This is a genomic window from Rossellomorea sp. GQ25, assembly GCF_059758515.1.
The window spans coordinates 193,417-216,637 of the sequence record NZ_JCAXEQ010000005.1 but is presented as its reverse complement, the minus strand read 5'-3'; the positions used below and the strand labels follow the sequence as shown (position 1 = coordinate 216,637).

At 42.3% G+C, this 23,221-nt stretch carries 21 protein-coding genes; 17 read left to right on the top strand and 4 right to left on the bottom strand.

Translation table 11 applies throughout. The features are described from left to right. Window positions 1-8 precede the first annotated feature (8 nt). The 13 genes from AC6CIB_RS16750 to AC6CIB_RS16690 all read left to right on the top strand — a co-directional run bounded on the left by AC6CIB_RS16750 (window position 9) and on the right by AC6CIB_RS16690 (window position 17,525). Complete coding sequence (locus AC6CIB_RS16750; RefSeq protein WP_498282559.1) at window positions 9-482, top strand: TRAP transporter small permease; 474 nt, start codon at window positions 9-11, stop codon at window positions 480-482. Further along, window positions 483-1,763 (top strand): TRAP transporter large permease, encoded by a 1,281-nt coding sequence (locus AC6CIB_RS16745; protein WP_498282557.1) that lies wholly within the window; start codon window positions 483-485, stop codon window positions 1,761-1,763. Window positions 1,764-1,933: 170 nt separating this feature from the next. Beyond that, window positions 1,934-4,336: a M14 family zinc carboxypeptidase gene (locus AC6CIB_RS16740; RefSeq protein ID WP_498282555.1), complete on the top strand. Its 2,403-nt coding sequence runs from the start codon at window positions 1,934-1,936 to the stop codon at window positions 4,334-4,336. A 150-nt stretch (window positions 4,337-4,486) separates the two neighbouring features. Continuing rightward, the gene (locus AC6CIB_RS16735; protein ID WP_498282553.1) at window positions 4,487-6,043 is read left to right on the top strand and encodes a fatty acid--CoA ligase family protein; all 1,557 of its coding nucleotides are present in this window, start codon (window positions 4,487-4,489) and stop codon (window positions 6,041-6,043) included. 213 nt (window positions 6,044-6,256) lie between these two features. Next, window positions 6,257-7,033: an enoyl-CoA hydratase-related protein gene (locus AC6CIB_RS16730; RefSeq protein WP_498282551.1), complete on the top strand. Its 777-nt coding sequence runs from the start codon at window positions 6,257-6,259 to the stop codon at window positions 7,031-7,033. A gap of 378 nt (window positions 7,034-7,411) precedes the next feature. Next, window positions 7,412-8,842 (top strand): serine hydrolase domain-containing protein, encoded by a 1,431-nt coding sequence (locus AC6CIB_RS16725; protein ID WP_498282549.1) that lies wholly within the window; start codon window positions 7,412-7,414, stop codon window positions 8,840-8,842. Between the two features lie 452 nt (window positions 8,843-9,294). Continuing rightward, on the top strand, window positions 9,295-9,999 hold the full coding sequence (locus tag AC6CIB_RS16720) for a hypothetical protein (protein WP_498282547.1): 705 nt from the start codon (window positions 9,295-9,297) through the stop codon (window positions 9,997-9,999). Window positions 10,000-10,184: 185 nt separating this feature from the next. Beyond that, window positions 10,185-11,786, top strand: coding sequence for a DcuS/MalK family sensor histidine kinase (gene dcuS, locus AC6CIB_RS16715; protein ID WP_498282545.1), 1,602 nt, complete (start codon window positions 10,185-10,187; stop codon window positions 11,784-11,786). Continuing rightward, the gene (locus AC6CIB_RS16710; protein WP_498282543.1) at window positions 11,779-12,489 is read left to right on the top strand and encodes a response regulator; all 711 of its coding nucleotides are present in this window, start codon (window positions 11,779-11,781) and stop codon (window positions 12,487-12,489) included. The genes dcuS and AC6CIB_RS16710 overlap by 8 nt, the downstream gene beginning before the upstream one ends. Before the next feature lie 123 nt (window positions 12,490-12,612). Further along, window positions 12,613-13,803, top strand: coding sequence for an NAD(P)-dependent malic enzyme (locus AC6CIB_RS16705; RefSeq protein WP_498282541.1), 1,191 nt, complete (start codon window positions 12,613-12,615; stop codon window positions 13,801-13,803). Window positions 13,804-13,832: 29 nt separating this feature from the next. Next, complete coding sequence (locus AC6CIB_RS16700; RefSeq protein ID WP_498282538.1) at window positions 13,833-15,155, top strand: 2-hydroxycarboxylate transporter family protein; 1,323 nt, start codon at window positions 13,833-13,835, stop codon at window positions 15,153-15,155. Window positions 15,156-15,225: 70 nt separating this feature from the next. Continuing rightward, window positions 15,226-16,131 (top strand): AEC family transporter, encoded by a 906-nt coding sequence (locus AC6CIB_RS16695; protein ID WP_498282536.1) that lies wholly within the window; start codon window positions 15,226-15,228, stop codon window positions 16,129-16,131. Window positions 16,132-16,274: 143 nt separating this feature from the next. Further along, on the top strand, window positions 16,275-17,525 hold the full coding sequence (locus AC6CIB_RS16690) for a YeeE/YedE family protein (protein WP_498282534.1): 1,251 nt from the start codon (window positions 16,275-16,277) through the stop codon (window positions 17,523-17,525). A 52-nt stretch (window positions 17,526-17,577) separates the two neighbouring features. On the opposite strand, the gene AC6CIB_RS16685 is transcribed toward AC6CIB_RS16690, so the two are convergent. Continuing rightward, window positions 17,578-18,135, bottom strand: a complete 558-nt coding sequence (locus AC6CIB_RS16685) for a helix-turn-helix domain-containing protein (RefSeq protein WP_498282532.1) — start codon at window positions 18,133-18,135, stop codon at window positions 17,578-17,580. A gap of 102 nt (window positions 18,136-18,237) precedes the next feature. On the opposite strand from AC6CIB_RS16685, the gene AC6CIB_RS16680 reads away from it, so the two are divergent. The 3 genes from AC6CIB_RS16680 to AC6CIB_RS16670 all read left to right on the top strand — a co-directional run bounded on the left by AC6CIB_RS16680 (window position 18,238) and on the right by AC6CIB_RS16670 (window position 20,831). Beyond that, on the top strand, window positions 18,238-18,960 hold the full coding sequence (locus AC6CIB_RS16680; protein ID WP_498282530.1) for an AzlC family ABC transporter permease: 723 nt from the start codon (window positions 18,238-18,240) through the stop codon (window positions 18,958-18,960). Next, window positions 18,953-19,264, top strand: coding sequence for an AzlD domain-containing protein (locus tag AC6CIB_RS16675; RefSeq protein WP_299740078.1), 312 nt, complete (start codon window positions 18,953-18,955; stop codon window positions 19,262-19,264). Before AC6CIB_RS16680 ends, AC6CIB_RS16675 begins: the two co-directional genes overlap by 8 nt. 295 nt (window positions 19,265-19,559) lie before the next feature. Beyond that, entirely contained in the window at window positions 19,560-20,831 is a 1,272-nt protein-coding gene (locus AC6CIB_RS16670) for a M48 family metallopeptidase (RefSeq protein ID WP_498282528.1), read from the top strand. 24 nt (window positions 20,832-20,855) lie between these two features. Here the strand turns inward: AC6CIB_RS16670 and AC6CIB_RS16665 are convergent, their stop codons facing one another. Next, window positions 20,856-21,521 (bottom strand): DUF421 domain-containing protein, encoded by a 666-nt coding sequence (locus AC6CIB_RS16665; protein ID WP_498282526.1) that lies wholly within the window; start codon window positions 21,519-21,521, stop codon window positions 20,856-20,858. Between the two features lie 136 nt (window positions 21,522-21,657). Then, complete coding sequence (locus tag AC6CIB_RS16660; protein WP_498282524.1) at window positions 21,658-21,894, bottom strand: IDEAL domain-containing protein; 237 nt, start codon at window positions 21,892-21,894, stop codon at window positions 21,658-21,660. A gap of 197 nt (window positions 21,895-22,091) precedes the next feature. Here AC6CIB_RS16660 and AC6CIB_RS16655 point away from each other — a divergent pair, with 197 nt between their 5' ends. After that, window positions 22,092-22,661, top strand: a complete 570-nt coding sequence (locus tag AC6CIB_RS16655) for a competence protein ComK (protein ID WP_475141756.1) — start codon at window positions 22,092-22,094, stop codon at window positions 22,659-22,661. Between the two features lie 6 nt (window positions 22,662-22,667). Here AC6CIB_RS16655 and AC6CIB_RS16650 read toward each other — a convergent pair whose 3' ends face one another. Beyond that, entirely contained in the window at window positions 22,668-23,057 is a 390-nt protein-coding gene (locus AC6CIB_RS16650) for a YhjD family protein (protein ID WP_148968399.1), read from the bottom strand. Between the last annotated feature and the right edge of the window lie 164 nt (window positions 23,058-23,221).

Below are 23,221 nucleotides of genomic sequence, written 5' to 3'. Positions count from 1 at the left end.
TCAAAATCATGAAAGCGATAAGTAACGGCATTTCTTCTATAGAAAAGATACTGTCAATGATCCTGATGTTTTCGATGGCCGTTATCGTAACGTTAGCAGTCGGTTTTCGTTATATCCTTAATTCCCCATTATCATGGGCAGGAGAAGTGTCTATATTTCTCCTGATTTGGATTAGTTTTATAGGAGGGAGCTTGGGGCTGAAGTATAAGTCCCAGGCCTCCGTCACAATCGTATTAGAATATGTCTCTTCAAAAGTTAAAAGGATCATACTTATGTTAGGGCATATGATTATGCTCGTTTTTCTCGTTCTCTTAATCTATTACAGCATTACTTGGATTTTATCACCTAGTGTTGCCTATCAAAAATCCACAGCCATGTTAATACCAATGTGGATTCCTTATTCAGCAGTACCATTGGGTCTTTCATTTGCAGGTATCCATGTATTATCAAACCTCTTTGATTTGGTAAAGGAGGGGCAGTAATTGACAATATTAGTGGTCTTTTGTTTCTTTATTCTCCTCTTTATGTCTGTACCTATCTCCCTTGTACTGGGGATCACAACCGTACTCTATTTTCTAGTAGTAGGAAACGTAACACTTTTGTCCTCTACACCCATGAGACTATACTCAGGGTTGGATAATTTTGGTTTATTGGCCATTCCTTTGTTTATGCTGGCTGGAGAGTTAATGAATGGTGGTGGTATCACCACAAGGTTAGTAAAGTTTGCAAGAGTCTTAATAGGTCATGTTAGAGGCGGACTCGCGTATGTCACGATTATTGCTAACATGTTCTTAGCTTCCATACTAGGATCAGCTAATGCTCAGGCGGCCATGATGAGTAAAGTCATGGTTCCCGAAATGGAAAAAGAAGGTTACGATAGAGAGTTCTCGTCAGCATTAACATTAGCTTCTTCTATAGTAGCTCCAATCATTCCGCCCAGCATGATCTTTATCATCTATGGAACTCTATCTGGTACTTCCATTGGTGGTTTGTTCATGGCTGGAATCATTCCAGGTATCATGTATGGAATCGGTTTTATCAGCTTAATTGCCTTCCTTGGATATAAATATAATTTTAAGAAGACGACAAGAGCTTCTGCTAAAGAAATTATGAAGAGTTCATTAAGTGTTCTCCCGGCATTACTTGTTCCATTCATTATTATATTTGGAATACTGAGTGGGGCATTTACAGCTACGGAGTCTGCTGCTATCGCCTCACTAGTAGCCTTTATTGTAGGAAAGTTATTCTACAGGGAACTAAAGTGGAGAAAAATCCCTGGTATTTTAGTGAATACCGTGACGGCAACAGCGACGGTTACTTTTTTAATTGCAATGGCCAATATCTTTGGCTGGATGATAGCATTTGAACAAATCCCACAAGCGATCGTAACGCAAATGACATCCTTATCAGATAACCCATTTGTGTTCCTGTTATTGGTGAATATACTCCTGCTATTACTAGGTGCGGTACTGGATGGAATAGCGGCCTTAATCATATTAGTACCTGTTTTTATGCCTCTGATCACGGCATTTGAAATCGATCCGATTCATTTTGGCGTCATCATTTGTATTAATCTCACCATAGGTCTTCTCACACCTCCTGTAGGGACAGGTTTATTCATTGTTTCCTCAATTGCAGATGTGAAATTTGAAAGGCTGGTAAAGGCAACCATGCCATTTCTCATGATGGGGATATTCATCTTATTTATCATTACCTATTGGGAAGGGGCAGTGATGTGGATCCCGAATATGCTTGGACTATAAATGCCATGTCAAGAATTTTAATCAGAGGGCAGTTTTCTAAAAGAGAGAGCTGCTCTCTTTTTTTTAGTCTATAGGAAAATCCCCCCATTAAAATATAGGTCTAAATATTTATGTGAAATAGTGAATATTTATTCTATTATTATACTATTACATAATTTGGAGGTACATAAATGAAGCAAAAGATTATTGCAGGAATTGCCAGTTTTACTCTACTATCCACCACACCATTCAACGTTTTAGCAGAATCTCCTCAAACGACGATTCAAAACACTCAACTCGATGAGAAAGAGAAAAGCTTGTTTAATAGCGAGCACTATGACTTTGTGAAGTACTCTGAGATTGAAGGAAAGCTTGAAGCGATCGCACAGGAAAGCAATCGTGTGACGGTCGAGAAGAGCGAAACAAAATCAGCAGCCGGTCATGATATGTTTGTAGTGACCGTTTCGGATGCGAAAGCGAAAGGGAAGTATGGTCATTATAAAGGTCTGCGTAAGAAAATGATCCAGTCGCCTGATAAAGCACAGGACTTTATCGATAAGCACCCTGATCTAAAGGTTCCGGTGATGATCAATGCATCCATCCATGGAACAGAGTTTGTTGGAACCGATGCAGCTCTGCAATTAATCGAGCGCTTTGCGACGGAAGATGATGAGGAGACAAAAGGAATTCTCGAAGATCATATCCTAATCTTCAATGTGGTAGCGAACCCGGATGGGCGTATTGATGCTACACGTTTCAATGGGAATGGAATTGACCTCAACCGTGATTTCATCACTCAATCCCAGCCTGAAACAGAGCATATGGTAGACCTGATCACCGAATGGAATCCAATGGTATTCCTTGATCTGCACGGATATGTGAGAGGGTATGGCGGCCCGACAAAGCCAGGTTTGATAGAGCCTTGTACGCCGCCTCATAATCCAAACTATGAATATGATTTGTATTCCAAATGGGCATTGAATCAAGCGGAAGCGATGGAATCCAATATCGTTTCGAATAAAGAAAACTATGAAAATACTCATACGGAATCATCAAACGTAGATTATCAAGATATGGAAGGGACTTATATCCCGCAACGTGATGATGCTGCCGGATGGGATGATTATCCGCCGATCTTCACACCAATGTATGCCATGTATCACGGGGCATATGGGTATACCCTTGAAGCGCCGACCAATGATTGGGACGGGGTTCAATGGACATATGATGCCGTGATGGGTGCACTGGGTTATGCGAGTGAAAACAAAGTGGATATGGTAAAAGATCAGATCGAAGTCTTTAAACGTGGTGTCCAGTTCGACCACCCGTTCCATACTGAAGGCCATTTTCCATCTGCTTATATTCTGCCAAGTGATGAACAGGATCAAACGGCTACTTTGAAAGCCGTTGAGCATCTTCAAGATAATGATATTGTCGTAGAAGAAGCTCAGAAGGATTTTACGTTTGATGGAGTGACGTATCCTAAAGGGACGTATATCGTACCGATGGATCAAGCAAAAGCCGGCCTTGCAAACACGATGCTTTGGGACGGGGAAGACATCACTGAAGACACACCGAGTATGTACGATATCTCTGCCTGGAATCTGCCTGAATTATGGGGCTTCGATGCAGTGGAAGTAAGCAGTGACACTGAACTGAATGTAAAATCGAAACAAGTAAGAGCACTGAATGAAAGTGGAGATGTCATTGGGGACGGACCTTATGCGATCCCGAATACCTCCGCCAGATCGATTGCGATTGCCAATCAATTATTAAATAGCGGGCACACTCTTCACCGAGGTGAAGATGGAACATTGTATGCAGGTGCCGAAGCCAAAGCTGAACTGGCCGACCTCGTGAAAAATACTGCTGTCACGATTCCTTCCCAATCCGTACCGGAAGGAGCGAAAGAAATTACGTCCCAGCATGTGACCCTCTTAAAAGATGGAGGAATGAACAAAGCTCAATCCCACTCTGGAACGAAGCTGGCACTTGAACGTCTTGGCTTCACAGTGGAAGAAAAGACTCCCGAACAGGTAGCAGAAGAGGGTCTTGGTTCAACGGATGTGTTTATTTATAACGGCAGATCGAATCTCATTTCCTATCAAAATAGTGTGGCCAATTCGGAATTCGGATTGAAGGATGCAGCGCAATATGAAGCATTTAAAGCGAATGTGGAAGGTTTTGTAGCGGATGGCGGGCAATATCTTGCCATCGGTGCCGGTGCATCCCTGGCCACGACAAAGCTTGGATTAAGTGATGTGAAAGTGGAAACAGGCGGCTCCAACAGCAACGGTATCGTTCAATTATCTCATACGGATTCTACTTACACAGCTGGTTACGAGACAGAAGACCTTGGATTTGTTTATCAACCAACATGGTACACAAACACAGGAAGTGCAGCCATTCTATCAAGCTATCAAAATAGCAGTGATTTCTTCCTGGCCGGTCACTGGGAAGACAGTGAAGCGGCTCAAGGGAAGCCAGTTATCGTGAAGGATGAAAATGTATTGTTAATCGGACTCGAACCAACTTTCCGTGATCATACGGATTATCTGTTCAGACTTGTTTCCAATGCTATTTTTGCACAATAAGAAAATGGAAAAGCCGTCCAAATTGGGCGGCTTTTTTTCTACAAGATACTTGTATTAATACTATTCTTTATATAGAATATATTTTGAATACTTTTAATAGTTTGATGAATGACCATTCATTCAGTTTATCTGAAAAGGGGAGGGATACAATTGAATATCGCAACACGGTTAGACCAAATCGCTCAAGAGAAAGCAGATAAAACAGCCTATCATTTCTTAAATACCTCCAGTACATATGGGGAATTAAATGCAGCTGTATCAAAATTTGCAAGCGGCTTAGAGCAATTGGGTCTGAAAAAAGGGGATCACATCGCGCTTGTATTAGGGAATTCACCACATTTCGTCATTGGATTGTATGGGGCACTACGAATGGGGTTAAAGGTGATACCAATCAATCCGATTTACACACCGGACGAAATTGGCTACATCCTGAAAAATGGTGACGTGAAAACCATCGTCACTCTTGATTTGCTATTCCCATTAATTGAAAAGATGCAGCATCTATTATCCGGTGTCGAGCATTTCATCCTGTGTGAATCAGGGGATGAACGGGCGAAGGATATTGATTTAGAAAAAATCTCGCTCGCTTATCCTAAAATGAAATCGTTTACAGGTGTTCTTGGAAAAGGCGATCCTGCGTTTAAGGGGGAGGATGTGGATGAAAATGAAGTTGCCATCATCCTTTACACCTCAGGAACGACGGGGAAACCGAAAGGCGCCATGCTGACGCACAAAAATATTTATTCCAATGCAACCGATGTCGGCAGCTATTTACGAATGAATGAAGACGATCGCGTCATAACAGCCCTGCCAATGTTCCATGTATTCTGTTTGACAGTGGTACTGAATGCGCCATTGATGACAGGGGCAACCCTTTTAATCGTTCCGCGCTTTAGTCCAAAAGCCATTTTCGACCTGTCGAAGACCTATGAGCCAACCTTATTTGCCGGCGTACCAACCATGTACAACTTCCTGTTCCAGTATCCTGAAGGAAATCCTGAAGATTTATCATCTCTCCGTCTCTGTATTTCAGGTGGCGCTTCCTTACCAGTTGCACTCTTGAATAACTTTGAAAAGAAATTCAACGTCATGATTTCTGAAGGCTACGGCTTATCCGAAGCGTCGCCCGTGACATGCTTCAACCCGCTGGATCGACCAAGAAAGCCGGGTTCAATCGGAACATCGATCATGAACCTGAAGAATAAAGTCGTCGATGAACTTGGAGAAGAAGTTCCAGTCGGACAAGTCGGCGAACTGATTGTCAAAGGCCCGAATGTCATGAAGGGCTATTACAAAATGGAAGAAGAAACAGCGGCAACGATCCGAGACGGCTGGTTACACACAGGTGACCTTGCCCGGATGGATGAAGAAGGCTACTTCTATATTGTGGACCGTAAGAAAGAACTGATCATCGTCGGGGGGTACAATGTCTACCCGCGCGAGGTCGAAGAAGTGCTATACAATCACCCTGGAATCGTTGAAGCAGCGGTCATCGGTGTCCCTCATCCGGAACTGGGTGAAGCCGTCAGCAGCTATGTTGTCAAAAGTGATTCATCCTTAACGGAAAAGGACGTGCTTGAGTATTGTAAAGAGCATCTTGCCAAATACAAACTGCCAGCATCGATCGAGTTCATTGATGAGTTGCCGAAGAATACAACAGGGAAAATTTTAAGAAGAGCACTGAAAGAACAAGTGCTCCAGTCATAAAAAAAGAGGATGCTCAGTTGTTTACTGAGCATCTTTTTGTATTTAATTCATCTTTTTACCATCTCACAAACCCATCTCCAATATGGGTAGCGGTCACGTTCAGTTTATGCACACACCAGAGAGGTGTTTAGGCTAAAAAAAATGAAAGGGTTTTCTCGGTTTGTGTCGAATCATACATTAGGAGGAAACACTTAAAAAAAGGGGAGAACAAACATGGAATCGATCTTACTCGAACAAAAAGGCAACGTCGCCACCGTCACCATCAACCGACCGGAGGCAATGAACGCCTTTAACTACGATACACTGAACGAACTCCAGCAGGTAGTCGAAGCACTCCGCATCAATCCGGACGTCAGAGTCGTCATCTTCACAGGAAGCGGAGAAAAAGCCTTCTCGGTTGGAGCCGATCTCAAAGAACGTAAAACCCTGACCGAACAACAAGTCATCCGCAACGTCTACAAAATCGGTGAAGTCTTTCAATCCGTCGCCACCCTTCCACAACCGACCATCGCCGCCATGAACGGCTACGCATTCGGCGGTGGAATGGAACTGGCACTGGCCTGTGACTTCCGAATCGCAGTAGCAGGCACCACAATGGGACTGACCGAAACGAGCCTGGCCATCATCCCGGGAGCAGGCGGAACCCAGCGTCTCCCACGATTAGTAGGAGAATCCAAAGCACTGGAACTTATTCTGACGGCTAAGCGATTAACTTCAGAAGAAGCGTTGGAAATCGAACTCGTTACAAGAGTAGTAGAAAAAGAGAATTTCTTAGGTGAAGTTCATGCATTTGTGGAACCTATGTTAGCTAATGGCCCGATTGCCCTGCAGCAAGCAAAGTTTGCCGTGAAGAATGGTATGAACGTAGACCTGCAGACCGGATTGCAGATTGAGAGAAAAGCGTATGAGATTACAATTCCTACTGAAGATCGTGTGGAAGCATTGTTGGCGTTTAGTCAAAAGCGGAAGCCGGAGTTTAAGGGGAAGTAAGAAGATTGGTTAAAAAGAACTCCTTTATGGGGGTTCTTTTTGTTTGGGGGTAACTTTCTGTTAAATGGCCAATGGGAAAACATTGTATTAAGATATTAAGCAATAAAGGCAATTACTGTTCTATTTAGTTACTCCTGAATAGGGCTGTAGTGTTGAATAACTTATAAATAATGGGGTGCTATGTTCATATGGCCAAATTTCTCAAGTATACCACTGAGAAATTTGGTCTTTTTATATTCACAAGTTGGATAAATGATTACACCTCAAGTCTTACCTTAAGGTAGTCCCTAAGCCGTTAGAGAGAATATTCATTTAATGGTAAATTTATGTAAATAACATATGGAATCTGAAGACGGATTTAAAAGGGGGATTAAGGATTTGAGAAAAGTACTTATAGCTTTATGCTTGTTTTGCCACATCATTTTTTCTTTTCAATTCCATGCAAGGGCAGAGAGTGATAATCAAATAGAACTCTTAGAAAGATTTATGAATGAATCGATGGAGGAGTATGGAATTCCAGGGGCTTCTTTAGCGATTATTCAAGAGGGAAAGCTCATGTTTCAACAGAGTTGGGGGGAACAAAGTAAAGGAGCTCCTGTCACGAAGGATACGCTGTTTACGATCGGTTCTGTCAGCAAGCCTTTAACCAGCCTTGCTATCATGAGGTTAGTCGATGATAAGAAGATTGAACTTGATCAGGAGATTGATCATTATTTGCATGCCTTTCATTATAATAGAAATCGATTTGATAAGAAAATCACCATTAGGCACCTATTAACACATTCAAGTGGAATCACCTCTTATGATGGGTTGGAAATTGCAGATCGTAATTTGCGAGGGAAGAATGCAATAGATGTAGCGGTTCAAAAGCTGAATAATGTTAATTTGAGTTATGAGCCAGGAGAAGTACACCAATACAGTGCTGCGAATTATTTACTTTTAGGAAAAATCATAGAGAATATCACAAAACAAACATTTTCTGAATATATGGATGATGAGATATTCAGTGTGATTGGGATGGATCGGACCGTATCGAATTTCGAAGCGGCTAAAGTATTGGGATATCAGCCCGGCTATCAATCATGGTTTGGAAAGCCCATGAAAAGTAGAGGTTTTTTTGATGATAGTGGGGCCCCATATGGTTACATGGTTTCTACAACGGGTGATATGTCAAAGTTTATTAAATTTCTCTTGGAAGGTGGTGGTGACATTCTATCTAAGGATTCATTCGATACTTATACTTCACCTCATTATCATAGAAAAGAAGATATGTATTATGGACTGGGCTGGAGAATCTCTACAGAGGTTGATAATTCTTATTATTTTCACGGCGGAGAAACACCTGATTCCCGGGCTGAATTATTCATAAACCCCCAACAAGACTATGGATTTATCCTACTCACAAACAAAAACAACTTCTCTGAAGTCCTTTCAACCGTTTGGATGAGGGATGGAATCAAAATGATTGTGGAGGAGGGGAAGTCCCCGGAAGTGCAGCAATTGAATCACCACATGCAATGGAACACTTTAATAGTAGTCCTTTTTCTTCTACTCTTGTCATCCTGGAACTTATATCGACTAATAAAGAAACCCAAAATGAAGTCGAAGGTATGGAAATTCATTGGAGTGCTATCTATACTGTTATCAATTATTATGGTTCCACTAATAATCTATCTGTTCAGTTCACCCTGGAATACAATCAATCTATATGCACCTGCTACCGCTATTCTCATCAAGGTTTTAGTTGGTATACTGGCAACGAATGGAGTTCTTTTGTTATTGGTTATGTATTTCAAAAAGACACATTAAAGCTCTGTCATGAAAAATTCTTATAGATGGTGAGGGGAACTGCGTAGACTCCGGCGGATTTTGGGCGTGCCGAGACCCGTTCGGCTAAGCTGAGGAGGCTCGGCCGTACGCTAGCTGCAATCGGAGCGGTTCCCCTCACCATCTAACACACACTGGTTGACAGAGCCGCTGGTAGCTCTCATGTTATAAAACATTTCAAAAGAAATTAAGATAATTATTGAAGACATTTTCTTTAGGAGCTTATCAGAAAAAGATAAGTTTTCTTTTCACTGCAAATAATCGTTGAGTTAATTGTATTGATTTGAAATAATTGGAATAGGATATGTGATTTTAATTAAGTGTAAAGAAAAAGATTGCTATTCTAACATCATATCGAGGTGATCAAATGTATACCCATAAAGAAAGAGAGTTAGCCTTTAGTAGTACAATCGAAAAGTTAAAAGTCTTCAGATTTGATAGAAGGAATCGTTCAGTTGGGATCAGGGGTGATGGGATACAAGGATGATCTTTCAGACATAGACCTGATGCTATCCACTCCAACAGTAGATGATGTAGAAAAAGCAAGGGGATTTATCCGTCAATGCTTTTCTTCACTCCAATCAATTTATATCAAGGAAATACAACTAAGAGAAAATATATATCTAGCAATAGTCTTTATGGAGAATGGATTGGAATTCAATGTGTCCATCCTGCCAACGGAGCTATTAAATGTAAAATCTCCATTGTGGAAAGTAGTCGTTGATAAGTCAGGGAAAGTTTCTGGGAAAATGCAGATTGAAAACGAACGCTTTACTACTAATCTTAATAATAGTTATGTTGGCTATGATATTCCATTTGAATTTTTTTATAGCATGAGAAAATTACTTACGGAATTAAAGCGTAATAACGTCATCTATGCGCTCAAGATGCTTGAGACGATGAGGGATGATACTTTACATATTCAAGCCATGAATGAGAATAAAAAACTTCACCAATTTAAGACATATGAAACATTGAGTCCTCAGTTCATTATAAGGTTCCTTGAAACGTATCCAAGTGAATTTACTAATGAAGGGGTATTAATGGCATCGGATAAATTGAAAGAACTATTTATTGAAACAATTAAACAAAATAGTGTTATTTCATTTGATGAAGAAATGCTTCAAATTCTGAGGTGATTGAAGGATAATACGAGAAAGCAGAACATATCACGCAACTAGAAAAAATGATATAACAAAAAATGAAAATCTTCATTTAAACTAGGAGGTTCCAACTTGGAGCCTCTTTTTCACATTGCCCTTTTTAAACACCAAAAATCATGTAAAATAAAGAATCATACTAAAAAAACACTGGAGTGACTCCTGTGAAAAAGAAACAGCTTAAACTAAGTACCATCATCATTCTCTTCGTGTGCATCGTTGTCCTGGTATCACTTGTGATAACCGACTTGCTTATTTCCAGGACGATTAATGACAACATAGAGTCTAATATTGAAGAAAAGGCGAAAATCGTTTCCCGGACGGTCGCTCATTCCACGATTGTGAAGAGCGGTTTAGAAGGGGAAGGGAATGCAGATCGAATTCAGGAATACACCCTTGATATCCAGAAATCAGCAGAGGTTCTGTTTGTAGTGGTCATGGATATGGAAGGGATACGTAAATCTCACCCTGATCCTGACCGTATCGGCAAGCATTTTGTCGGCGGGGATGAGAAAGATGTGCTCCAAGGGAAGGAAACATTGTCTATTTCAGAGGGGACTTTGGGCAAATCCGTCAGGGCATTTTCTCCTGTCTTTAACGATGAAAATCAACAGATAGGGGCTGTCGCAGTAGGGATTTCCCTGGGTAGCGTGGAGGAAGCATTGGATCAGAGTCACCTGAATATTTTAGTGGGATCCATGATCGGGATTATTGTTGGAATCATTGGGGCGATTATTATAGCCAGATACATAAAGAAAATTTTATTTGGGTTGGAGCCGATTACGATTGCGAAAATATTGGAAGAGCGGAATACGATGCTCCAGTCGGTACATGAGGGGGTGGTGGCTGTCAATAAAGATACAACCATCTCATTAGTGAATAAATCTGCCCTCAAAATATTTAACAAAGCGGGACTAAGCTCGGATCCGATCGGAATGCCCATCAAAGAATACATGCCACACACCAGGTTGGAAAGAGTCATCGCAACGGGGAATCCTGAGCTTGACGAGGAGCAAACCATCAATGGGGTATCTATTCTGGTAAACCGTGTTCCGTTAATCGTCAATGGTGAAGTAGTCGGTGCAATCTCTACCTTCCGTGATAAAACGGAAGTGAATCAATTAGCAGAGCAGTTAACGGGTGTAAAATCGTATGCGGAAGCGCTTCGTGCCCAGTCGCATGAATTTATGAATAAGATGCATGTGATTCTGGGATTGGTGAAGATGAAGGATTACAATCATTTAAATCGTTACGTGAAAGAGCTTGTTTCCTTACGAGTCGATGAAGTGAGCGCGGTGACGTCGAAAGTGAAGGATCCTGCTTTGGCTGGTTTTATCATGGGGAAACTGAGCTATGCGAGGGAAAAGAACGTTGCATTGACCATTGAATGTCACGACTTTATCCCGGAACCCAAAGATCCTACTGTTACACATGAACTGATTACCGTGATCGGAAACCTCTTGGATAATAGTATTGAAGCCACGATGGATGGTGACGTAAAGGAAGTGCTGATGGAGTTATTTTATCAGGACGAGCAATTTGAAATGGTCGTGACGGATACAGGAGAAGGAATGCCGGATGAAATGGTAGAGGATATCTTCATCAAAGGATACTCTTCTAAAGGGGAAGGAAGAGGATACGGTCTCTTCTTAGTGAAAGAAAGTCTCTGTAAACTGAATGGAACCCTGCATGTTGAATCAAAGGTAGGCTCGGGAACGACGATGATTGTTCAAGCTTCATATAAGGAGGGGATGAAGAGTGATTAATGTATTGATTGTGGAAGATGATCCGATGGTGGCCCAGTTTAATCAAAGGTATCTGGAAGAGATCAAAGGGTTTCATTTAATCGGGATTTCGAATTCGATTGACGATGCCATGGTGAAAGTAAATGAGTATAAGATTGACCTGATTTTATTGGATGTTTATATGCCTGGGAAACAAACGGGGATGGACTTATTAGAGCAAATACGGAAGGATCAGCGGGAGACAGATGTCATCCTCATCACAGCGGCATCAGAAGTCGATAATATCCAGAGTGCCCTTCGCATGGGGGTAGTGGACTATTTGATCAAGCCTTTTGAATTTGAACGGTTTAAAAAAGCATTGACGACTTATCGGGAGGGTAATCGTATGCTTCAAAAGCAATCTACCATCGATCAGAGTGAATTGGATTTACTTTTACTTAGGGATGTACAAGAAGCCGGGGAGAAGGCACCCCTTCCTAAAGGATTGACGAGCAGTACATTATCGTCTATCTACGACGAGATTGTGAGTTTAGAAGGAGAGCCGTTTTCAACAGATGATATCGCAGACGTTACATCCATTTCACGGGTGTCAATCAGAAAGTACCTCAGGTTTCTGAAAGATATCGGGGTGGTGGATGAAACCCTGATCTATGGTATCGGAAGACCTGTCTATCAATATACATGGAACAAACTGAATAGCTCACGAATTCAAAGCTATTTGTAAGCAGCCCATCCGGCTGCTTTTTTTAATTTCAAAAGTCAAACAATAGTTTCATAATCTATGAAACGATAAAGCGTTTTCATATGATGGATATACATTGTAAGCGATTACGTTAGGAGCGATTGGATGACTCGAAAGAATTTAAAGGAAGAAGCCTTAGCCATACATGAATCTCATGCAGGGAAAATTGAAGTGGTGAGTAAGATTGATATTTTATCTGAAGAAGATCTTAGTCTTGTCTATACACCGGGTGTCGCCGATGTATGTAAGACGATAGCCGAAGATCCTGAACAGGCCAATACGCTGACATCGAAAGGAAACATGGTGGCCATCGTCACAGACGGTACAGCTGTATTGGGTCTTGGTGATATCGGTCCGGAAGCAGCGATCCCGGTCATGGAAGGGAAAAGCATGCTGTTTAAGAAGTTCGCCGATATAGATGCCTTCCCCCTTAGTTTGGATACGAAGGATGTAGATGAAATCGTCACGATCATTAAAGCCTTGTCTCCTTCTTTTGGAGGGATCAATCTGGAGGACATTTCAGCACCGCGCTGCTTTGAAATTGAAAAACGGTTAAAGAAAGAGTTGGATATTCCGGTTTTCCATGATGATCAGCATGGTACAGCCATCGTCGTCCTAGGTGCATTAGTCAATGCGCTGAAGGTCGTAAACAAATTATATAAGAAAGTGAAAATTGTCATCAATGGGGCGGGGGCAGCTGGAATCGCGATTGCGGAACTCCTATTATTCGCAGGTTATGAAGATATTACTCTCGTAAGTTTAGAAGGTGTCTTGTGCAAGGGGGAGAAATGGATGAATGCTACCCAAGAGGATATTTCTTCACGCACGAACCTGCTAGGGGTACGAGGTGAATTATCGGATGCGATTAAAGGGGCCGATGTATTTATTGGTGTTTCGGGACCCGGAGCCCTCAAGAAAGAGTTTATTAAAACGATGAATGAGCAGCCGATTGTGTTTGCCATGGCCAATCCGATTCCTGAAATTTATCCGGAGGAAGCATTAGAAGCAGGCGCAGCGGTAGTGGGGACGGGGAGGTCAGATTATCCGAACCAGGTCAATAATCTTCTCGCTTTCCCTGGGATATTCAGAGGAGCGCTGGATGCGAAAGCAAAGGACATTACGATGGAAATGAAAGTGGCCGCTTCCTATGCCATAGCCGATGTGATCAGCTCTTCTGAATTGAGCCCTCAATATATTATTCCGAAGGCGCTTGATTCCCGTGTGGCAGAAAAAGTCGGGGAGTCTGTGCGAGAGATTGCATGTAAGAAAAGCAAAGCAAACAGTTCAGTTTCGTAATTATTAAAACGACAAAGGGGATGAACAAGATGGGACAAGTAGCATCAACACTTTCATATAAGAATGAGAAAACAAAAGAGAATGTACCGCTTACGAAAGATCGATCGCTTCAGATTTTCAATATGCCGATCCTTTGGTTCCTGGTCTTTACGGGTATCACGCTTACAAGCTTGTATACGGGGAACCTTCCAGGAGGCATGATTGGAAGTCTTCTCGTCATGATGGTCCTTGGGGAATTATTTGGATGGATAGGAGATCGTACGCCAATCGTGAAAACGTTCCTCGGCGGAGGAGCTATCATTGCGATCTTTGGATCTGCTTTTATGGTTTACGCAGGTTTACTTCCGGAGGCCGCCGTCACGTCCATGACCGACTTCATGAAATCAGGCGGATTTTTGAATTTCTATATTGCTGCATTAATCACGGGAAGTATCTTAGGAATGAATTCGAAAGTATTAATTAAGGTGGGGCTGCGCTACTTCCTGCCGATTTTCGGGGCGGTAGCAGGAGCTGTGATTGTTGCAGGGATTTTTGGATCCCTTGTTGGTTTTACGCTGCAAGAGGCTGTGCTTGTTATTACCATGCCGATCATGGGTGGTGGAATGGGGGCAGGGGCCGTTCCCATGAGTCAAATCTATTCTGAGATGATGGGGAATGATCCGAGCTATTATATTTCAATGCTCGTGCCGGCACTGGCATTAGGGAATGTATTTGCAATCATTTTAGCATCGGTTCTTGATATCATCGGAAAAAAAGTACCTTCACTAAGTGGAAATGGTCAACTTATGAAAGGTTTTACCTACGAAAAAACAAAGCAGAAGTATAACATTGAAAAGATGGGAGTTGGCTTACTCGCTGCCCTGACATTCTTCACGGTTGGAACATTGCTGGGGTCCGTTCTTCCCCTTCATCCATATGCCATCATGATCATTCTTGTGGCTGCAGCGAAGATTTCAAACATGATCCCTCAAAATGTCGTAGAGGGAGCCAGTCAGTGGTATCAATTTGTAGCAAGTAACTGGACGTTCGCTTTATTATTTGGGATCGGTGTCGCGTACACAGACTTAGATACCGTTCTTGCAGCGTTGACGCTTCAATATATCTTGACTGTATTCGGAGTCGTTTTAGGAGCGATCATCGGTGCGGCGATCCTTGGGAAAGTCGTTGGCTTTTACCCGATTGAAGCAGCGATCACTGCGGGATTATGCATGGCGAATATGGGAGGAACAGGGGATGTTGCCGTGTTGTCAGCATCGAAACGAATGGAACTTATGCCATTCGCTCAAATCTCTTCTCGATTAGGCGGAGCATTGATCCTGCTGTTAGCCGGATTAATAATCCCGCTGTTGTAAATATGGTACACTTAGGCTTGACTCTAGTAGTCAAGCCTATCTTTCATTTTAATAGATTGTGGTGACGTAAATGGACGTAATATTGATTGTACTGCCAGCATTACTGGTCTTTGCTGTTGGATATATCGGCCAAAAGAAACTTGGTTTCGAGATCAATTCGATTTCGAAGATGGCCATTTACTTAATGTATCCATTTTTGGCATTTAAGACATTTTATGAGAATGAAATGAATATGGATTATCTTTACATCTTTCTCTTTTGTATCGCGCTTTGTGTGATTTTGATTGTTTCTATTAAAATAGTGGCTAAGTTTAGAAACTATTCAAAATCGAAAGTGTCGGCCATGATTCTATCCGGGGTATTCATGAACAGCGGCAACTATGGAGTACCGATCATCCTCTTTGCTTTCGGTGAGCTCGGTTTTCGCTATGCGGTCATTATGATGGTGATCCAGTCATTTCTGATGAATACAATAGGCCTCTATTATGCTGTCAGTGGCAGCGATAAAAAGAGGGAAACGAGCGAAACCTGGATGAAGATCGTCAAGATGCCGATTCTGCATGGTGCTTTTCTTGGATTGAGCTTTCAATTGTTGCATCTTGATGTGCCGGTGTTTATGAGTCAGACCATTGATCTAATTTCACAGGCAACGATTCCTACGATTATGGTGGTGTTAGGGATGCAATTAGCGACATTGGGAGGGAAGAAAGTGGAAAGAAGCGCCCTTTCCTTTATTGTGATCATGAGAATGGTAGCGTCACCCATCATAGCACTGGTCGTCGTTTCCTTCCTTCCTATTTCTACCATGCTGGGATCGATTCTCATTATTTTGGCAAGCATGCCGACAGCTGCGAATACTACGATGTTTTCATTGCAGTTCAACACAGAACCTGATTTAGTGTCGACAAGTACACTTGTCACTACACTTATGAGCATTGTGACGATCCCGATCATGTTGGCTCTTGTATCCTTATAGAAACGAAGCTATTGAGATTCCTCAATAGCTTTTTTAGATGGAGGGAGTGAGGGGGGGAGCTATCTTTTTGACAACTGTCGTCGAATCTATTACTATTGTAAAATAAATTCCAACCAATTCAATCAGATTAAGGAGGATTATTCATGGCTGGCTATGTGCAACCGATTAATGAACAAAAGGGCCCAGAGAAAGCGAGTATGCAATTGAACCCACCACAGACATCTTTAGTGGCTGGCGGTTTAATCGTTACAGCGATTCTTGGCCTATATTTACTCTTTACACAAGACATTGGCCAAACCGTGTTACTTGTTCTAGGGCTGCTGTTAGGATATACATTATTTCATGCACGATTTGGATTCACTTCTGCTTTCCGCAGAGTGATGTCTGTAGGGAATGGGCAGGCACTGCGGGCACATATGGTGATGCTTGCCGTTGCCGTAACGTTATTTGCTCCGATCCTTGCGACAGGGTACACATTCTTTGGAGGTGAAGCGGCAGGTTATGTATCGCCCGTAGGTGTAAGTTTACTAGTAGGTGCCTTCCTGTTTGGGATTGGCATGCAGCTTGGAGGAGGCTGTGCTTCAGGTACCCTTTATGCAATCGGCGGCGGCCGCTCCGTTATGTTTATCACCTTGCTATTCTTTATTGTCGGTGCCACAGTCGGAGCCTATCATTTTCCATTTTGGACAGAGGCAATGCCGTCCTTTAAACCTATTTCATTAGCAACCTCTACCGGATTAGGTTATTTTGGGGCATGGGTCGTTTCGATTTTATTCTTTGGCTTCATTGCGTGGATTACACTGCGGGTGGAGAAGAAGAAAAACCCGCCCCGCATGGCGGCGCTTCCAACGGCAAAAGGATGGAAACGGATTTTACGTGGATCTTGGCCCCTTATAGCAGCAGCGATTGTTTTGGCTGTGTTAAATGCTCTTACTCTAATGACACGAGGGAATCCTTGGGGAATCACTTCTGCCTTTGCTCTATGGGGATCAAAGGTTGCCGGAATGTTTGGAGTCGACGTGGCAAGCTGGGGATACTGGACAGGAGCCAATGCAGAAGCTCTTCAAGCATCGATCTTTGCCGATTCCACAACGGTATTAAACTTTGGTGTCATCCTTGGAGCATTTCTTGCATCTGCTGCAGGAGGCCTGTTCCGTTTTAATAAAGTTACTGGGAAAAATGCCATGGCGTCCGTCATTGGTGGACTGCTGATGGGATACGGTGCCCGTTTGGCATTCGGATGTAACATTGGTGCTTACTTCGGAGGGATTGCTTCCTTCAGCCTTCACGGGTATATTTGGGGAATTCTTGCCCTTGGAGGTACGTTCCTTGCACTTTATCTTCGTCCGATGTTCGGATTGTCGGTGCCGAAACCGAAGGATACATTTTGCTAGCTAGATAGTTTAAAAAATCCTGCATGTAGTTTCACATGCAGGATTTTTTACATTATTCCCCGCCATAATAAATAACCATCTGACACACTGCCTCATCACCTGAAGCATTCACATATTCATGTCCGGAGTCGGCGGCAAATCTGATCGAGCTGCCTTCCGATAATTCATATGTTTCTTCAGCAATCCTTAGGGCAATCTCTCCTGACAGTACGGTAATGTATTCCTCTACTCCCTTCGTATGCCCTTCATTCCGATACGAGCAGCCAGGCTTCATTTCAACCCGGTAGCTTTCCCATTTTTTCAGGGGATCGAAAGGGAAGATGGGATAAACGATGTAATTTCCGTTATCTTCAAAAACAGGCTGAACGTCTTGATAATGAATGATGGATACTTGATTGCTTGGCTTTTCAATCAGTGAAGAGAAGGATACCTTCAAGCCATTGGCGATCTTCCATAGAATCGCGACTGTCGGGTTCGAATCACCACGTTCAATCTGACCGATCATCGCCTTGCTTACATTGGTGCGCTCTGCCATCTGCTCAAGACTGAAGCCGCGCTCTCTGCGGATCTTCCGTATATTATCACCAATTTGAATCGGGAAATTTTCCATGCCAAAACTCCTCTTGTATACTATAGTGTCTATATGTATAATATAATAAATTATCAAAAAATTAAATTAGTAAATTACTTCTATTATAAAGGATGTGAGAGGATGGAGGCACTGCTTTCTACGAAAAAAGTGAGTGATTTTCGCCTGGGGTTACAGGGAGGGCTCAGCATTGCCATCGGATATATGCCTGTAGCATTAACCTTTGGGTTGTTGGCACGGACAACCGGCCTCACGGTCACGGAAACGGTACTGATGAGCATGCTCGTGTTTGCAGGGGCTGCTCAATACATATCGCTGAGTCTGATTGCGGTTGGTACTGGTATCATTGAAATTATTCTTACCACGTTCATCGTAAACATCCGTCACTTCCTGATGTCGGCTTCTTTAAGTGAAAAGCTCGAGGAAGACCGTCTATTTAAAAAGCTTTTTTATGCGTTTGGGATTACGGATGAAACCTTCACGGTCATCAGTGTCAAAGATGGCAAGGTAAGAACCGGTTTTGCCGTCGGGGTTATGCTCATTTCATACGGGAGCTGGGTCGTGAATTCAGGAGTGGGGTACTTTATTGGGGAAATCCTCCCCGAATTTCTACAAGCGAGCATGACGATTGCTCTTTATGCCATGTTTGTGGGACTCCTCGTTCCTTCTATGAAAAAAAGTGTGAAGGTCACGTTTTTAGCTGTAGTGGCTGGTGCGTTGAATAGCATACTTCTTTTCACGACGAATCTTTCAAACGGCTGGTCAATTGTACTTGCTACGCTCGTTTCGGCCGTGATTGTGGAATTGGTGGTCATGATGAAGGGGGGAGCGAGATCGAATGAATAGCGCGATTGTTTTGATGATCATCGGTATGGCGATTGTCACGTATATTCCCAGAATGCTTCCTTTCCTCGTATTTAAAGGGAAAGAACTGCCTCCATTTCTTCAAGGGGTATTAAAGAATGTTCCCTTCGCCGTATTGGGCGCTTTAATTTTTCCAAGTATCCTGTTGATTCAAGAGGGGAACCTTATGTTTGGAGCCGTCGGGACGGCAGCCGCATTTGTCATTGCCTTTCTGGGTGCCAACGTCATCCTTGTGGTGATTGGGGCGATTTCTGTCCTGTCTTTGTATTCGGTATTCTTGATGTAAGCCACGATTTGGGTCGTGGCTTTTTTTGTTAGATGGAAAGGTGCGGAGTGGTTCTGAGGTATGCCGAATGTTGAAGAATGGCAGATAAATCTTTGAAATGGCAGATAAAATTTTATTTTGGCAGATATAATGATAATACGGCAAATAAATTTATAATATGGCACGTAAATCCCCAGAAGGGCAAATAAACGATTTTCCACATCAAGCCCGTCACTTTCACTGACATGGGTTTAGGTTCTAAATCTTTGGACAGGGTATTACATATAGTAATGAAGACGAGAAGGGAGGAAGTATGTTGGTTAGAAAATGGGCGTTCAGGTCGATTTTGGCTTATTTGCTATTAGGCTTGTTTCTATATGTGTATTTATTTTTCATGGCGGATTCTACTTTACCTGACATGTACAAAGGAAGCAGTGCTGATCCAGCCACCTTTATGAATGATAAAGAAATTATGCTGAGTGAGGATTTCTCGAAAGTCAAGAACCTCTTGTTTTTCTTATCCACTCCTTATGAATGGTTGTTTTATTTCCTGATCCTAATTCTCGGGGTCTCGCGTGTGTTCGAGAAGTGGGCGAGGGGAACGGTGAAAAATGGTTTCCTGCAAACGGCCATTTATTTGTTCTGGTTATCGATTGCTTCGTTCCTGGCCATTTTTCCACTGCAGTACATTTCGTATAGTATTTCGAAGAGCTACAATATTTCCACCCAGACGTTCTCCATGTGGATGAAGGATGAGATCACAGATTTCTGGGTGAATTACCTCCTCATGTTCATCATAGTATCGGTATTATATGGATTGATGAAACGATTCAAGCAGCGCTGGTGGTTAGCTGCCTGGGCATTGTCTGTACCCTTTACGATTTTCATGATGTTCGTGCAGCCGGTTTTGATCGACCCGCTATATAATGACTTCTATCCACTGAAGGATAAAGCGTTAGAGGAACAAATCCTGAATCTTGCCGACAAGGCAAACATTCCAACGGACCACGTATTTGAAGTCGACATGTCGGAGAAAACGAATTCACTCAACGCTTATGTAACCGGAGTCGGATCCAATTCCCGGATCGTTCTTTGGGATACCACCCTCGAAAAATTAACGGACAAGGAAATCCTATTTGTGATGGCCCATGAAATGGCTCACTATGTGGAGAAACACATCTATATCGGCATTGGCATCTACCTGATCCTATCCTTCTTCGGGTTACTCCTGACGGCTAAGTTGATGAGAGGGATCGTCGCCAATCATAAGGATGACATGAAAGTATCGAGCGTGTCGAACTTGAGCTCTTTACCTCTTTTCTTAATGATCACTTCCATGCTTCTGTTCACTGTCAGTCCCCTTAGCAATTGGATCTCCCGCTACCAGGAAACGAGGGCTGACCGGTATGCAATAGAAATGACGGGCGACAAAGAAGCCGCTATCTCATCTTTCCAAAAGTTATCGAAGGTGGGGCTATCTCAGGTCAAACCGCCTCTACTTGTGAAGGTTTTCCGTTACGGTCATCCGACCATGCTTGAACGACTTTCCATGTTGGAACAGTACGAAGCGGAGAAAAAAGAAGAATAAAGAGAAAAGCCTGGTCCCGTGGGATTAGGCTTTTTCTCTTTTACTGATAATCAGGTTCTTGGCTTTCTCTGTCATATAAGCAAAAATCACATCTTTATGATGCAGGTTCGAGTTGGTTAATTGAGTTTCCAGCCATTTTGTCGATTTTCCAAGAAGCTTAAGGTTCCGCGTTTGGATTTTACCATCCACAATCACTGAAATCGGCAATCCCTCGTCATCAATTTTAAGGTTGAGATGCTGGACGGTAACAGGGGTGTTTTCCACCCTCGGAATGATACTCACTTCACCGATCGGCTCGAGCATGGCGTAGTCCACATCTGATATCTTCGGGTAACCTTGAGAGCGTAGAATAGAGGTTAATTGAATAAGCGAGATTTTGGATTTCTCCAGATTATCCTCTAATATCTCCCCATTTTTAATTAGTAAGGTGGGTTCTCCCAAGAAGAAGCGATTTCCCCATTGACTTAGGGTCAGGTATGAGAACAGTACATGAAGCCCCACTAAAATGACGAGAGCCGCGATGGTTGGCCAGAATTCCGTGGAGATCAGTGGCTCAGAGGCAATGGTACCAACGATAATAATCGCCACAAGATCATAGGGAGTCATTTGTACAATTGTGGATTTTCCCATCAGTCGCATAGCGGCAATGGTAATTAAGTAGAGGACAAGTACTTTTATTAGCAGGATCATCATATTCGCTCCAAAGTGTATAAGTTAGCTATAGGGTTTGCTATTTGAATGGAAGTCATGCATGAAATGCAGGGACCAATGGCCCGTCCATTAAAAAAGGAATAGCTGACTCATGTATAGAGTCAGCTATTATTTATCATCCGTAGCTTAGGTTCAGTTCGTTTAATTCCTTTGATAATTTCATGAACAGAGGTTTATTTTTCTGATCCAGGGCGGCGTCAATGTCTGTCAGGAGTTTTGTCTTGCGCGTCGTTAGAAGGCTTTCATGCAGCACCATGTCGATATAGATCTCCATCACACTTCTCTCAGCGGCTTTCTTACGGGTCATGGCAGAAGCTTTCATTATTTCGGTATAGGACTTTTTGTTTTCCATATACGGTCACCCCTGAATTCTTTTTATTAGTATATGGGGTAAGTAGTGAAAATTCAACCAAAAAATTAAATATTCTGATAATTTTTTATCCGTAATAGAGTGGCGTATAGTTAATTTCAGAATTTTTAAAAATATACAAGACAACCCTCGAAATTTATGGTATTATTTTGGTGAAAAATGTAAACGGAGGCGATGAAATGAGAGAAAAATCTCGAATTATAGAAGAATATGAAGTGAATCCCCATACGATGATCCTGCAGCCAATTGAGTACGGTGCCAGGACATTTACCAAAATCATAGAGGTAGATGACGTGCTAATCTCCCCATTTAAACCGTTTGATATTTTAAAGAAGAGCTGTGAATTCTTTGGTTCCTCCTATGAAGGAAGAAAAGAAGGCACCAAAAGACTTACGGGTATCATCTACAAAGCTCCCATCATGGTGAATCCTCAAATGTCCATTTATCTATTTCCGACATCTTCTCCTGTCAAGCAAGAATGCGCCTGGATTTCCCATTCACATGTTCGCGGGTATGAACGATCGACAAATGGATCAACACGGGTCTTTCTTCAAAACAATGAGTCCTGCATGGTTCCCATTTCATACAGTTCCTTTGAAAATCAAATGCTTCGTACTTCTGACTTGCGTATCGCCTACACACAGCGTGTCGCAGAAATGGAAAGTAAATATAATACGAAGGTTCAAACCGAAATGAGTACTATCAAAACGTTTTACCTAAATCGAAATATCAAAAAAAACGATGCGTGAGATGAATCACGCTTCTTTTGTTGTATCTGTTTTCGATTCCAGGAATCGGCGATACAAATAATGTCTCATTAAATCCTCCACACGGTTTCGAAGGCGCGGATTAAAGTAATTATGGTGCTCCTCATAACCCTTATACAGAAACATATACATCGTGAAGGCATCGTCTGATTGAATTCGCTCAACCTTCATCTTATTGGTCCTCATGTACTTTTTGACATGAGCGAGTTCTCCTTGGATGACCTTCATCGTCTCCTCAATCATTTCTAAATACGGTCGTTTTAATTTAAACGGGCTGCTGTCTACGATTTGCAGATCGCGATTCAAAATCGTCAGCACCATCGGTAAATATATCGCCTGTTCTAATATGTTCCTGTCGTTCTCGGGGATCCTTGTCATATGAAAAGACTCCTTTTCACTTTAATACAGAACAAATGTTCGTATTTTTATTTTACGTGGAATTTGATTTACTTTCAATAGGGAAAGTTGGGTAATTTGAATTTGTTTCTATTATGAAGGACAGATCGGATTTTTATCCATAAAGGGAAAAGTATTTCTAACGT